The 13,778-nt window shown below is 69.6% G+C and carries 14 protein-coding genes; 4 read left to right on the forward strand and 10 right to left on the reverse strand.

Annotated features, from left to right (window positions below; all coding sequences use genetic code 11):
- Nucleotides 1–51: 51 nt before the first annotated feature.
- Nucleotides 52–693: a sigma-70 family RNA polymerase sigma factor gene (locus OHB26_RS27330; RefSeq protein WP_330180113.1), complete on the reverse strand. Its 642-nt coding sequence runs from the start codon at nt 691–693 to the stop codon at nt 52–54.
- A 265-nt stretch (nt 694–958) separates the two neighbouring features.
- Between OHB26_RS27330 and OHB26_RS27335 the strand changes: the two genes are divergently transcribed.
- The 4 genes from OHB26_RS27335 to OHB26_RS27350 are packed head-to-tail and all read left to right on the forward strand — an operon-like array spanning nt 959 to nt 4,464.
- On the forward strand, nt 959–1,861 hold the full coding sequence (locus OHB26_RS27335) for a universal stress protein (RefSeq protein WP_330180114.1): 903 nt from the start codon (nt 959–961) through the stop codon (nt 1,859–1,861).
- A gap of 31 nt (nt 1,862–1,892) precedes the next feature.
- Complete coding sequence (locus OHB26_RS27340; protein ID WP_330180115.1) at nt 1,893–2,909, forward strand: Acg family FMN-binding oxidoreductase; 1,017 nt, start codon at nt 1,893–1,895, stop codon at nt 2,907–2,909.
- A gap of 28 nt (nt 2,910–2,937) precedes the next feature.
- Complete coding sequence (locus tag OHB26_RS27345; protein WP_330180116.1) at nt 2,938–3,525, forward strand: Rv1733c family protein; 588 nt, start codon at nt 2,938–2,940, stop codon at nt 3,523–3,525.
- A gap of 3 nt (nt 3,526–3,528) precedes the next feature.
- Nucleotides 3,529–4,464 (forward strand): ABC transporter ATP-binding protein, encoded by a 936-nt coding sequence (locus OHB26_RS27350; RefSeq protein WP_330180117.1) that lies wholly within the window; start codon nt 3,529–3,531, stop codon nt 4,462–4,464.
- A gap of 1,463 nt (nt 4,465–5,927) precedes the next feature.
- Here the strand turns inward: OHB26_RS27350 and OHB26_RS27355 are convergent.
- The 9 genes from OHB26_RS27355 to OHB26_RS27395 are packed head-to-tail and all read right to left on the reverse strand — an operon-like array spanning nt 5,928 to nt 13,711.
- Nucleotides 5,928–6,680, reverse strand: coding sequence for a V-type ATP synthase subunit D (locus OHB26_RS27355; RefSeq protein WP_330180118.1), 753 nt, complete (start codon nt 6,678–6,680; stop codon nt 5,928–5,930).
- Between the two features lie 5 nt (nt 6,681–6,685).
- On the reverse strand, nt 6,686–8,092 hold the full coding sequence (locus OHB26_RS27360; protein WP_330180119.1) for a V-type ATP synthase subunit B: 1,407 nt from the start codon (nt 8,090–8,092) through the stop codon (nt 6,686–6,688).
- Nucleotides 8,089–9,813, reverse strand: a complete 1,725-nt coding sequence (locus OHB26_RS27365; protein ID WP_330180120.1) for a V-type ATP synthase subunit A — start codon at nt 9,811–9,813, stop codon at nt 8,089–8,091. The genes OHB26_RS27360 and OHB26_RS27365 overlap by 4 nt, the downstream gene beginning before the upstream one ends.
- Complete coding sequence (locus OHB26_RS27370) at nt 9,810–10,403, reverse strand: hypothetical protein (RefSeq protein ID WP_330180121.1); 594 nt, start codon at nt 10,401–10,403, stop codon at nt 9,810–9,812. The genes OHB26_RS27365 and OHB26_RS27370 overlap by 4 nt, the downstream gene beginning before the upstream one ends.
- Nucleotides 10,400–10,618: a hypothetical protein gene (locus OHB26_RS27375; RefSeq protein WP_330180122.1), complete on the reverse strand. Its 219-nt coding sequence runs from the start codon at nt 10,616–10,618 to the stop codon at nt 10,400–10,402. Before OHB26_RS27375 ends, OHB26_RS27370 begins: the two co-directional genes overlap by 4 nt.
- Nucleotide 10,619: 1 nt before the next feature.
- Entirely contained in the window at nt 10,620–10,979 is a 360-nt protein-coding gene (locus OHB26_RS27380; RefSeq protein WP_330180123.1) for an ATP synthase subunit C, read from the reverse strand.
- Complete coding sequence (locus tag OHB26_RS27385; protein ID WP_330180124.1) at nt 10,973–12,364, reverse strand: V-type ATPase 116kDa subunit family protein; 1,392 nt, start codon at nt 12,362–12,364, stop codon at nt 10,973–10,975. Before OHB26_RS27385 ends, OHB26_RS27380 begins: the two co-directional genes overlap by 7 nt.
- Nucleotides 12,348–13,277, reverse strand: coding sequence for a hypothetical protein (locus OHB26_RS27390; RefSeq protein WP_330180125.1), 930 nt, complete (start codon nt 13,275–13,277; stop codon nt 12,348–12,350). The genes OHB26_RS27385 and OHB26_RS27390 overlap by 17 nt, the downstream gene beginning before the upstream one ends.
- Nucleotides 13,274–13,711, reverse strand: coding sequence for a hypothetical protein (locus OHB26_RS27395; RefSeq protein ID WP_330180126.1), 438 nt, complete (start codon nt 13,709–13,711; stop codon nt 13,274–13,276). The genes OHB26_RS27390 and OHB26_RS27395 overlap by 4 nt, the downstream gene beginning before the upstream one ends.
- Between the last annotated feature and the right edge of the window lie 67 nt (nt 13,712–13,778).

A 13,778-nucleotide genomic window follows, 5' to 3' on the forward strand; every position in this document is an offset into this window, starting at 1 on the left:
CGTGGCCGCCATCGTCTCGATGAGGGCGGCCACGGTCCGGTCGTGGTGCGGCTAGGAAACCGTGGGAATCCGGCCGAGCCGTTCGATGCTGTCGCGCAAGCGGATAACGATATCGGTCGATGAGATCCCCAGTTGCTCGGCTACTTCCGAGTACGTCCATCCGCTGTAATAGGTGAGAGTGAGGGTTTCACGCTGTGCCGCCGTGAGCGCCTCGAGTCTGCGCATGATCGCCCCGGCGCGATGCTCCGCCGCGGCGGTTCCGCAGGCCGGGCCCGATAGGCGTACCGGCGACGGAATCGCGCCGGTGCGGGAACGCGATTCGCCGCGCGCCCGATCCACCGCTCGACGATGGGTCAGCGCCACCAGCCAGCCGATCGGAGTGTTCGCTCGCCGGTCGAACTGACCCGCGGACTCCCACACCTGAAGATAGACCTCCTCGGTAACCCGCTCGGCCACCACCCGCGCCCGTACGATTCGCAGCGCGAGCCCGAATACCCGGTCATGGGTGGACCGATAGAACCGCACGAAGGCCTCACGGTCACCGTGCGCGATCGCGGCCAACTGCCCGATATGTGAACCGTCGACACCGTCCCGGGGTGTGCGCCGGTCACCCCCGGCCACCGCAACCGGTTTCGGAACATGCTCGTACGAACCATCTTTGTCGATCGCCTGAACGCGCTGTTCATCCGCCATAGAGTGCTTTCTCCGTGGGTCGTTGGTTGAAAGATCGATCCTCCGCGGTGACTGACTCGGGAAGAAGGCTAGCCGCGTGCCAACGGCGGCGCGTTTCCGGGGCACCGGCGGGCATTCCCGCGCACCCGTTCCCGGACTCGGTGCCCGACGGCCTTTCCGCAGGTGAATACGGGGTCCCAGGTCCCAGGTGGCGGGGGACCTTGGTCTCTGGGGTGGGGTGGGGTGCGCGCGGGATGCTCGGTGCACAGCGCATCCAGGAGGAATCATGACCGACAACGCGATTCACGCGGTGGACCAGAGCACCCTTCCCCTTGTCGTGGCGGTCGACGGGTCGGTGATCTCCTATCAGGCGGTGGCCTGGGCCGCGGTCGAGGCGCGGTTGCGGCAGTGGCCACTGCATATTCTCACCGCGTACGGGATTCCGAATGTCGCGGCGGGGCAGGGGGCGGCGACGGCTCCGGATGTGGCCTGGTTGCGCAAGGACGGGGAGCGGGTGCTGGCGGAGGCCACGCGTATCGTGGAGAACACGGTGCCCGATGGCGCGATCGAGATCAGTACCGAGTTCACCTTCGACTCGATCATTCCCACCCTGCTGCGGCAGTCGACGCGAGCGCGCATGCTGGTGGTGGGCAATCGTGGGCGCGGCGCGGTGCGCCGGGCCATTCTGGGGTCGGTGAGCACCGCGGCGACGCGCGGCGCGCACTGCCCGGTCGCGGTGGTGCCCGGGGTGTCCGAGACCGATCCGGGTGCGGCGACCGAGCCCGTGGTGGTCGGTGTCGATGGTACCGAAAACAGCGTGCCCGCAATCGAATTCGCCTTCGAGGAGGCCTCGCGGCGCAAGGTCGGCCTGATCGCCGTACACGCCTGGAGCGATACCACCGGCTTCGACCTGCCGGTCGTGGGCTGGGAGGACATCCGCCAGACCGAGGAGCTGCTGCTGGGCGAGAGCCTGGCGGGCTTCGCGGAGCGGTATCCGGAGGTCACCGTGGAACGCGTCGTGGCCTGCGATACCCCGGTCCGCGCACTCCTCGAACACGCCGACAAGGCCCAACTGCTGGTGGTCGGCTCGCACGGCCGCGGCGGGGTCAAGGGCATGTTGATCGGCTCGACCAGCACGACGCTGTTGCATCTGGCGCCCTGCCCGATGCTCGTGGTCCGCAGGGCCTGAGCGAAGTACTAAAAGTTCAGGAGGACAAGCGATGTCGAGAAATCATCCGGACCATGACACCATTCGGGCCGCGCTCACGCTGGCGGTGCGCGCCCCCTCGGTGCACAACACCCAGCCCTGGCTGTGGGAGATCGGTGACACCACGGTGCAGCTGTACGCGGACCACCGCAGGCGGCTACCGCACGCCGATGCCGACCATCGCGATCTGCTGGTGAGTTGCGGTGCGGCACTGCATCATCTGACCGTCGCCATGCGGGTCTTCGGCTGGCAGTCGGTGATCCACCGGCTACCCAACCCGGCCGAGCCGAGTCACCTGGCGTCGATCGAGTTCCACGCGGTCACCGCGACACCGGAGGATGTCCGGCTCGCCGGCGCCATCGGCAAACGACACAGTGACCGGCGCCGATTCACCTCCTGGGAGGTGCCCGCCGGTCAGATCGCGAAGGTGATCGCGGCCGGCAACGGGCAGGGCGTGCTGGTCAGCGTGGTGGACTCGCCGGAGGACCACACCCGGCTGCTCGGCGCGTTCGAGCAGGCCGCCGCCGCACACGCCGGTGACCGCGACTACGGCGCGGAGCTCGCGTTCTGGAGTGGCCGGCACGCGGCCTCGTACGGGGTCCCGGCCCGGACCGCGGTGCTCGCGACCGATCCCACCGTGCGGCCCTTCTCCGCACCGGAGCTGGCCGAGGCGGTGGTCCGCGATACCTCCGATCCCGCGCCGATGTTGCTGGTGTGCACCGCATCCGACGATATCGAGGCCCGATTGCGTGCCGGTGAGGCCGCCAGCGCGGTCCTGCTCACCGCCACCGCGCGCGGGTTCGCCACCTGCCCGCTCAGCGAACCCCTGGAGCTGCCGGAGATCCGGGAACGGATTCGCACCGAGCTGCTCGGCGGCTTCGGCTATCCGCAACTGATCATCCGCATGGGCTGGGCGGCGACCAGCGCCGACCCGGTGCCCGTCACGCCTCGCCTGGCCCTGAACGAGGTCGTGCGACCCCTCGCCGAGCACGCGCCCGAAACCTTTTCCGAACCCGGCAACGAGCAATAGACTGCAGAAGAGAGAGTGGTGACATGCCATGCAGCACAATCCGGTACTGCCCGTGCGCATGTGGCGGCTGCGGCCGTGGAGTGCGAATCCGCTGATGCGCGGCTCCGACCGATTCGAGAATGCGCTGCGGCTGGTGGTGATCGCGGTCATGCTCGTCATGGTCTCGGTCGCCGGGGCCGCCGGAACCGCACGCTACACCCAGGCCGTGGAACAGATTCGCGCCGAGGATTCGGTGAAGGTCCAGATTCCCGCCACCGTCACCGCCGAACCGACTGCCGCGGCCACACAGACCCGCTTCCGCAGCGATGACTTCCAAGCCCCGGTCAAATGGTCGTACCGGGGCGAAGCCGGTGCGGCCACCGTGGCTGTGGACCGGACCGCGACCGTCGGATCGCAGGTGCGGATGTGGCTCGGCCCGGACGGTAAGCCGACGACTCCGCCGCGCCCCGCCTCGGCGGCGGTGAGTTCGGGAATCAATACCGGTGTCGTCGTCCTGCTGGGAACCTGGCTGGGTGGACTGGCCCTGGTCTGGACGGTCAACCGGCTGCTGGCACTGGGCCGTAATGCCCAGTGGGACTCCGAATGGCGCCGCATCAGCCGCCCGATCGGCACCTGAGTCATGGGTGTCATCGAGGCGCACGGCCTGACCAAACGCTATGAGAACACGCTCGCTCTGGACGGGCTGGAGCTCGATATCCCGCGCGGCGAGATCTACGGCTTCCTCGGACCGAACGGTGCGGGCAAGACCACCACCATCCGCCTGCTGCTCGGCCTGCATCGGCCGAGCGCCGGCAGTGTGCGCATCGCCGATCGCGACGCCTGGTCGGATCCGGTGGCGGCACACCGGTATTGCGCCTATGTCGCCTCCGAGGCGACCCTGTGGCCGGGGCTGACCGGTGCCGAGACCTTCGAATATCTGGAGAACCTGCGCGGCGGCTGCGATCGGGCGTATCGCGACACACTGATCGAGCGCTTCGATTTCGATCCGGACAAGAAGGTACGGGCGCTGTCGAAGGGCAATCGGCAGAAGATCCAACTCGTCGCCGCCTTCGCGACCCGGGCCGACATCCTCATCCTCGACGAGCCCACCTCGGGCCTGGATCCGTTGATGGAGGCCGCTTTTCGCGAAACGGTGATCGAGGCCCGCGATCGCGCTCAAACGGTATTCCTGTCCTCGCATGTGCTCAGCGAGGTCGAGGCGGTCTGCGATCGCGTCGGTATTCTGCGCGCGGGGCGACTCGTCGACGAGGGCACCCTGGAGCAGCTGCGGCATCTGTCGGCGCGCACGGTCGAGGTGAACTTCGCGACTGCCGATGTCGATCTCGAACCACTCCGGCGACTCGGTGGCGTGGAGGTCGGCGAAGCCACCGATCATCATGTGGCACTGCAGGTTCGGGGCGAAATGGGACCGCTGCTGGCCGCCCTCACGCGGCTACCGGTCACCACGATCGACAGTCGGGAGCCGAGCCTCGAGGAGATCTTCCTGATCCACTACCACGGCGACGCGGGGTCTTCCGGTACTCCCGACGGTGCGGTCCCGGTGCCGGTCCGATGACCGGGGTGGTCTCGCACGGCTGGGTCGTACTGGTCCGTGCCCGGCTGCGCGCGAATCGAATGTCGTTGGCGGCCATGACGATTCTGATGGGCGTATTCTGTGTCGCCGCGCTGCAGACCTACGTCTCGGCCTTCCCGGACCGGGCCACCCGAACCAGCATGCTGGCACCACTGGTGAACAATGGCGCACTGCGAGTGCTGTACGGCTACCCGTTCGATATCGCCGATCCGGCGGGCTGGGTGTCCTGGCGCACCATGACCAGCGTCGGAATCATCATGGCGGTCTGGGCGATCATCATCACCACCGGCGCGCTGCGCGGGGAAGAGGACGCCGGGCGTGGGGAATTGGTGCTCAGCGGCGCCCAACCGCGGCGGCGCTGGTTCGCCGCCGCCCTGACCGCGACCACCGTGCAGACCCTGATCATCGGCGCGGTCACCGTGATCGGTCTGGCCGCGGTCGGGCTGCCACAGCATCTGCTCACCTTCGCCAACTGCGTCGAGCTCGGCCTGCAACTGATGTTGCCGGCCCTGTTCTTCGCCGCGGTCGCCGCGTTGATCAGTCAGCTCGCGGCCACGGTGCGCGGTGCACGCCTGCTGGCCTCGGGAATTCTGGTGGCCGCCTTCCTGATTCGCGCACCCGCCGATGTGGGGGAGGGGATGACCTGGCTGCGCTGGGTAACCCCGCTGGGTTGGTTCGAGGAGCTGCGCCCACCAGCCGCACCGTCCACCATCGCACTCGCGGTGATCATCGTGGCGACGGCGATACCGGTGCTGATCGCGCTGCCGCTGCTCACCGCGCGCGATATCGGGCGCGGACTACTCGGCGCGCGGGACAGTCGACCACCGCGCCGGATACTGCTCGGTGCGCCCTGGCAGGCCGCACTGCGCGATGAGATATCGCATCTGAGTTTCTGGTTCGTCGGCACCACGCTGTACGGAATGCTGATGGGGGCGATGATCAAAACAATGCTCGACTTCCTTCACCGCACCCCGGCGTACGCCCAGTTCTTCGGTGAGCGGCTGGCCGTCGACGGATTCGTCTCGGCGATGTACTCGCTCTTCCAACTGCTGGCCGCGCTGCTGGCCGTGACCCTGGTGGTCGCGGCGCGTGGCGAAGAGGCCACGGGCCGACTGGAACTGCTGCTGGCCATGCCGCGCTCCCGAATCGGCTGGCTGAGCGGCCGTGCGTTCCTGGCCACGGTACTCGCGGCGGCGCTGACCCTGATCGCGGCCGTATCCCTGTGGGCCGGAGCAGCACTCACCGGAGAGCAGGTGCGGGTGAGCTCATTGCTGTTGGCCTCGCTCAACAGTCTGCCGCTCATCGTGATCACGGTGGGCTGCGCGACGACGGTATTGGCGCTCGCGCCACGCGCGGTGGCCTTCCTGTACGGGCTGGTGGCGGCGGCTTTCCTCTGGGACAACGTGGGTACCGCGCTGAAAGCGCCCGGCTGGTCGCTGACGCTGTCACCGTTCCATGCCCTGGCGCGGGTTCCCATGCAGCGCGTCGCCTACCCGCCGGTGCTGGCCTTGACGCTGATCGGCCTGGCCCTGTTCGTATTCGGACTGTATCGATTCCGTCGCCGCGACCTCGCGCTCGCGTGAGGAGTCGGACGCGGCGGGCTTCCTCCCCGCCCAGGTGAGTCGAACCAGGTCGGCGCGTTCCTGTTCCTCCAGCGCGAATTCGAGTTGAGCCAGCGCGGTGCGCAGGGCCGGGATGCGATGGTGGCGCAGAGCTCGGACTCGGATGCGGGTGGCGGCGAGTTCGCGCTCGAGTGCGTGGGCCGCGGCCCGGGCGGCGGCATGGGTGGCCGCGGCGGAGAGGGCTTCGCGGTGGGCAGCGCGGGCGGACAGGAGGGTGGCGCTCTCGTCCGGATTGTTCGGAAGGTTCTGGGGGAGACGGCAATCCACGCCGCAGGGGTATCGCACTCCGGCGATTGCCGCGGTGCGCACGGTGATGTCCGCGGCCGGAACCGCGACGGACCGCGGTGCGCGTCGGCCGCCGAGCAGCGCCGCACGCAATTGCCAGGTGCGCGCATGCGCGCAGGCCGCTTCCCATTCGCGGGCGGTGTCATCGCGCAATACCGTGCGGCGGCGGGCCTCGGGTTCGAGCAGGGCCAGCTTGCGGTCCAGCAGCGCGACACCGCGTTCGGCGAGGTCGAGTCGCCTGCGGAGCCAGAGTCGTCCGGCGCGCCCGGGCGGAATACGCAGTGCGGTCATCGTTTTCAGCCTTCGGTGGCGGCGGCGCCGGTGACCGGTCGGTACGCGTCGAGCAGCTCGTCGGGGAGCATGGACAGGGCCCGGCGCGGCAGTGGATCCAGTGCCCGCCAGGCGCGATCCAATGAATCGTCGAGCGTGCGCACTGCACCGGGGCCCTGATTCACGAACTCCCGGGTGAAGGCTTCCTCGGCCGCCAGGTGGGCGCGGTCCACCGGAGTCAAACCGTCGGCGCCGATGAGCTCGGCCAGCTCCCGGGCCTGCCGGGCGCGCGCCAGCACGGCCAATAGTTGAGCGGCTAGCGGCAGGTGGTCGGCGCGGGTGCGCCCGGGGCCCGCACCGTTGCGCATCAGCCTGGACAGAGAGGAGAGCATATCGATCGGCGGATACACCCCGCGCGCGTGCAGGTCCCCCGACAGCACCAGTTGGCCTTCGGTGATGTATCCGGTGAGATCGGGGACCGGATGGGTGAGGTCACCGCCCGGCATGGTCAGCACCGGTACCACGGTCACCGAGCCCGGTTGCCCCGTGATTCGCCCGCAGCGCTCGTACAGTGCGGCCAGATCGCTGTAGAGATAGCTGGGATACGCTCTGCGGCCGGGCAATTCGCCGCGCGCGGCGGACACTTCACGCAGGGCGTCGGCGTAATTGGTCATATCGCCGAGTACGACCAGGACGTGCCGTCCGCCTTCGAACGCGAGATTCTCCGCGATGGTCAAGGCCAGTCGCGGGGTCAGCAGGCGCTCGATGACCGGATCGCCGGCCAGATTGAGCAGTAGCACCAATTCGCCCGCGGCCGAGCGCTCTTCGAGAGCCTCGCGGGTGTAGGCGGCATCGGCGTGGGTGAGACCCATCCCGGCGAAGACCACACAGAACGGTTCGCCGCCGGTGGCCGACTGGGCGGCGATCTGGCAGGCCAGGCGCAGATGCGGGAGCCCGGGCGCGGAGAACACCGGCAATTTCTGGCCGCGCACCAGGGTGGCGAGCACATCGATGACGGAGATGCCGGTCAGTACCGGTTCGGCGGGGGGTATGCGATGCATCGGGTTCAGCGGGGCCCCGGCGACCGGCACCGGATGGCCCGTAATCGGGGGCCCACCGTCGATGGGCACACCACGACCGCCGCACACCCGGCCCAGCCAGCCGTCGCCGACCGCGATACGTAATGGGCCACCGGTGAATTCGACGGCGACGGCCCCGGGATCGATGGCATCGGTACCTTCGAACAGCTGCACCACCGCCAGATCGCCGTCGGCCTCGAGGACGAGACCGTGTCGCACCCGGCCGTCGGCGAGTTCGACGCGCACCAGTTCGTCCCATCCGGCTCCGTTGACGCCGGTGACGACCAACAACGGGCCATGGATCTCGCGCACCCCGGTATATCGCGTCCACCGCGCGTCCGCCGCTCGCTTCACGACAGCTCCCCGAGCTCGGCCAGTACGAGATCGCGCCGCTGGCGTACCGCGGCCGTATCCTGCGGGCCGGCTGCCTCACGAGCGCGCACGAGCGGTCCGAAATCCATTTCCTCGATCCGCTCGGCCGCGATTCCGGATCCGGCCAGTTCCCGGCAGCGATCGAACACCGCGAGCACCGCCTCCACCAGTGCGGTGGTCTTGTCCATCGAACAGTGGGCGTCATTGGGCGACAACGCGTTCTGCTGTAGGACGGCCTCGCGCAGCAGCCGCCCGCCGAGCACCACCATGCGCTGGTCGGCGGGGAGGGCGGCGGTGCCGACCAGTTCGGTGAGCGCGACCAGTCGATCGGATTCGGCGAGCAGCCGCACCACCCGGCCGCGCCGCACACCCCACTCGGCATCGCCCGCCGCGGCGTATCCCGCCGCGACCGCGTCGACATCGCGGGAGAACGAGTCGGCCCAGGAGATGGCCGGATAGTGTCGTGCGTAGGCGAGATCGCGATCCAGCGTCCATCGGCATCGGACGAATCGTTCGGTATGCGTGGTGACCGGTTCGGACACATCCCCACCCGGCGGCGACACCGCGCCGATTATGGTGACCGATCCGGCCGCACCGCCGAGTGTGGTCACCGCGCCGGCCCGCTCGTAGAAGGCCGCCAGCGCGGAGGCCAGATCCGCCGGATAGCCTTCCTCGGCGGGCAGCACGCCGGTGCGAGCGGCGAACTCGCGCAACGCCTCCGCCCACCGTGAGGTCGAATCCGCCACCAGCACCACGTGATAGCCCATATCGCGGAAATGCTCGGCGACGGTCACACCGGTGTAGACGCTCGCCTCGCGGGCCATCATCGGCATATTGGAGGTGTTGGCGATGATCACGGTGCGATCGGCCAACCGGCCGCCGGTGCGCGGATCGGTCAGCGCGAGCAGCTCCGCGACGATCTCGGCCATCTCGTTGCCGCGCTCCCCGCAGCCCACATAGACGATCACGTCCGCATCACACCACTTCGCCAGCTGTTGCAGCAGCACCGTCTTACCGGTGCCGAAACCGCCTGGCACACTGACATTCCCGCCGCGGGGCACCGGAAACAGCAGATCCACCGCGCGTTGGCCCGTGTGCAGTGGCGCCCCGGCGACGGCTCGGTCGCGGTACGGCCGAGCCAGGCGCACCGGCCAGCATATGGTCAGTGTGACGGGCCGGTCGTCGATGGTGGCGATCACCTGTTCGGAGGGGTAATCGCCCTCGGCCGCAAGGGAATCCAGGCGACCATCACCGCCGGGTGGAACCAGGATTCGGTATTCGAGTGGTCCGGCGTCGCTCACCGTACCGAGCACCGCGCCCGCCTCGACCTGATCGCCGGGGCGCGCTCGCGGCCGGAAGTGCCATAGCCGGCCGTCGGCCGGTGCGGCCGCGCCGGGCTCGAGCCAGGTGGGCGCGGTCGTCAGCGGTCGTAGCAGTCCGTCGAACACACCGCCGAGCAGGCCCGGGTCCAGCCGCGCCGAAAGCGGCTGTCGCAGTGGCGATACCGTATCGCCCGGACCGAGTCCACCGGTGTACTCGTAGGCCTGCACGGTGACCCGCCCGTCGTTGATCGCGACCACCTCGCCGGGCAGCCCGTGCGCGCCCAGCGCCACCAAGTCGTTCATGGCCATACCCGGGAAGCCGTCCATTTCGATCAGCGGTCCGGTGACGCGCCGGATCAGCGGTGTGGGATCGGTGGTCATGACCAGAGCCCGCCGATATCCGGTTCGACGCCGTCCAGCGCCTGCGCGGCGATGGTGATCAGCCGATAGTCGAGTCGTCGCCCATCGGCCTCGGCGACCAGGCCGCCCGCGGCGTCCTCGATGATCCGAGCCTGTGCGCCGAGTAGCCGAATGGCCCGGTCCCGCAATCGATCCGATACTCCGGCGCAGCCGGGTTCGGCGCCCAGGCGCAGCACGGCGGCGATCGATTCCTGTCGCCATCGGTCGTAGGCGATCCGTTGCGTGGTAAGCACGCTCGTGCGGTCCTCGCGCCGGGCGCGGCGTTCGGCCTCGGTCATATGGGCCAGGGCGCGGGCGGCACCGTCGGCGCGGGCACGCTCGAGAATGGCGGCGGCTTCGCGCTCGGCGCGTTCCACCTCCGCGCGCGCATCCTCGCGAGCGGCGGCCAGTATGCGGGCCGTATCGGCGTCCGCGCGCCGCCGGAGTTCGGCGGCAACCGGTTCGAGTGCGTCGGCGACCCGGTCCCGAACCGGGGGAAGGTTCCGGTCCCGGTGCCGCGATTCGGTGGCCGGGTCCGTGGAATACGTTGGACTGCTGACGGTTTCGCTCACGGTGGCATCACCACCGTGAGTGGCGCGCCGGCGGCGAGTTCGGTGTCCAGGACCCGCGCGGCCGCCGCGGTGACGATGATCAGCGCGGTATCGGAACCGATATCGGCCCAGGCCCGCAGGACCGCCGCGGGATCCTCGGCCACCAGTACGGTGGCGCCCGCGAGTCGGTACCCCTCGACCTTGCTCGCCTCGCCCAGTACGACGACCGCGCCCATCTCAGGCCTTTCCGATCAGCAGCACCGCCACCACCAGTCCGTAGATGGCGATGCCCTCGGCCAGCCCGACGATCACCATCGCCCGGCCGAACAGCTCCGGGCGTTCGCTCACTGCGGCGAGCGCGGCCGCGCCGGTGTAGGCGACCGCGATGGCCGCGGCCAGCGAGGAGGCCGCCACCGAGATGGCCGCGCCGAGCAGCGCCGCCCAGTTGCCGCCCGAATTCTCCGCCGCCGCCAGCGTTTGCGCGCCCGCGGGACCGGCGAGGGCGGCCCCGGCACTCAGCAGTATCGCGATCAGCAGCCCGTATCGGGCCGATGCGGCTCCCGCCCGGATGAGCGGAAATTCCTTCCAGGTCACCATGGGTCAACCTCCGAGTTCTCGATTCGAATCAGCCACGGCTCGAACGGGCGGCCCTCCTCGACGAACACTCGGGAGAACAGTTCGTAGAATTCGAGCCGCAGCGCCTGTACACCCGCCACCAGCGCCTCCAGCGCGAACGCGACCACATTTCCGGCCAGGAAGACGATCACCGCGAGCACCGGTCCCACCCGCCCGGTCCCGGCCGCGGCGATCGTGCCCGTCCACACCACCCAGCCCAGTGCCGCATGGGTCATACCGAACGCGGCCAGCCGGGCGAAGGACACCACATTCGAGCCCAACCGCACCAGCAGATCGAAGATCCCGATTCCGGCCTGGGCGACGCCGGTCGCGCCACCGCCGGATTCGGTGAATGTTCCGATGGCCGACAGGGTTACCCCGAGGGCGGTCACGGTCGTTCCGGCAATGATCACCGCCGCGATGTGCGTCACCGCTCCCGCCGCCACGACGCCGAGTCCGAGAAAGGTTGTCGCACCCGCGATTCCGGTGCCGGAGTAGAGCGCCAGGCGTAATCCGCCCTCTCGCCAGCGGTTCGTCGCACCGATCCCGTAGGACACGGCCAGTAGCACCGCGCCGACCGCGACCGCGGTGCCCAGCAGGGGGAGTGGTTGATCCAGCGGCGCCAGCCACACGACGGGCAGAACGCCTGTGGGGCCGAAGAATTCGCCGAAGAGTACGCCGAAACAGGTCGCGGTCGCGCCCGCGCCCGCCACGAACGGCCACAGTTGCCGCAGTCGCGCCAACCGGCGCATCCGGCCGAACCGCAGGAGTGCCGCACCGGCGAGCAGTAGCGCGCCGTGTCCGGCATCGCCGAACATCATGCCGAACATGACGATATAGGCGATCCCGGCCGCGATCGTCGGATCGATATCGCGGTAGGGCACCGTACCGTAGGTACGCAGCAGCGGTGCGAAAGCCCGGCGCATCGGCCTGGCTCCGGCGAGCAGGGTCGGCGGATCGATGCCGGAGGGTGTCGGCAACTCCACCACCGCCGCACCCAGGGCGGCCAAACGCGTGGTGAGCGTTGCCAATTCCGGTTGTGGGCACCACCCGGCCAGGGCACGGACGTCCTGTCGCCGAACCGCCCCGGTCAGACGTGACCGCAGTTCCGCCTCACCCGCGAGCAGATCGGCGCGGCCGGTGCGCTCGAGTTCGGCGAGATCGGGTTCGCGCGCCGAAACGACGGGTGTGACCGCGCCCGCGCTGCTGGGGGTATTCGGTCGGGGGTGGTCCGCGGGCTCCGGACTGTCGAGCTGGACCGTACCCGCGGCCGCTACCTCGATCAGCGTGGCGCGCAACAGATTCGACGGCGCGATCAGGGCCACCCGCCGCATCCGGATCGGCCCGAGGTCATCGGAGAAGCTCATCGAAGACCTCCGTCGAGAGCTGCTCGGCCGCGGCGGACTGTACGGCGGCGCGGGTGCGCCAGGCGTCGGCGACGAGCAGCGCGACAACGCCGACCAGCGTCGGCGACCCGGATCCGCGCTGTCGCACCAGCTCCCGAGCGTGCCGCTCGATACCGGACCACCAGCCGAACTCCGCACGCCACAGCTGGTCCGGAGCATCGACGTCCGACAGCGCCCAGCGCGCCGAGACCGGAAGGGCCGCACGAAAAGTCGCCAGATCATGCGCGGTCGCGGCGCGCGCTCCGAGCATTCGGCGCACCCGATGCGCGGTGGGTTCGGTGAGTGCTCGCCCGTGGAGCAACCGCTGCCGGGCCGTCATCAGGGCCACCCCGCCGACAGCCCATCGAGCCGCTTGCGGAATACCGGCGGCGACTCGGTCCGCCCAGCCTATGGTGAGCCCGAACGTGATGTCGGAGGTCGAATCGGCGCCCGGATCGCCCCACCGCGAATGCCGCAGCGCTTCGCGCAACCGGGCCGTGGACGAAACGTCGCGCACCCTGGGCCATGCGGTACCGAGTGCGCCGAGCTCATAGGGAGGCTCCGGATCGGCCCCGGCCAGCGAAGCGGCGAGTGCTCCGATATTCGCGATATCGAAACCGCCCGCGAGCAGGCGAACGGTTGTCGCGCCCGCTCGCGGCTGCCATCCGGCGAGTACGCGCAGCTGCCACAGCGCCTCGGCGGCGAGGGCGTGTTCGGTCTCGAACAGGCTCGCGCCCACTCGGATTCGGTGGCGGTACGGGCTCGTGCCGAGTAGACGCTGGGCCGCGGCGAGTGAACCGGCCGCGGCGACCTGATGCGCGCCTTCGGCGCCGAGCCGCCGGTTCAGCAGCCCGACCGCGCGCACCTGTCCCGCCACCCACGCCGCGTTCATCACAGCTCGACCGGATCGCACAGCCGTGCGATCAGAGTTCGGGCCACCTCCACCGTCGCGTGCACATACGCGGGCATACGTTCACGCGTGAGCGTCCGCACCTGTTCCGCGGCGGCCGTTGTCGCGGGCGAGCCGCTCGTCGTCTCCGAAAGCCGCTGTGTCATAGCCTCATCGGCGATACGGGCGGAATCCGCGTGCGCGCGCTCGATGATGGCCACCGCCTCGCGATGCCCGGCCTCGCGTATCCGTTCGGCCCGCTGCGTGGCGGTGTCGTGCTCGTATTCGATAGCGGCCTGCACCCGGTCCAGCCGGGCCAGCAGCGGCGTCAGTTCGGCGGTGAGCTCCGCGGCACGGTCGGCGGGTACGCCGCGCGGGGCCGCGGCCCCCGGCGCCCCAGCCGGGCGGAAACGGTCCAGAAAGTCTCGCCACTGCGGCATTTCGACCTCCTGGAGGGTCTTCTTATCCGCCCGGCGCCCGTGCGCCGAGGGGTCTCTCGATCCTCCT

This window comes from Nocardia sp. NBC_01503 (assembly GCF_036327755.1).
Taxonomy (GTDB): Bacteria; Actinomycetota; Actinomycetes; order Mycobacteriales; family Mycobacteriaceae; genus Nocardia.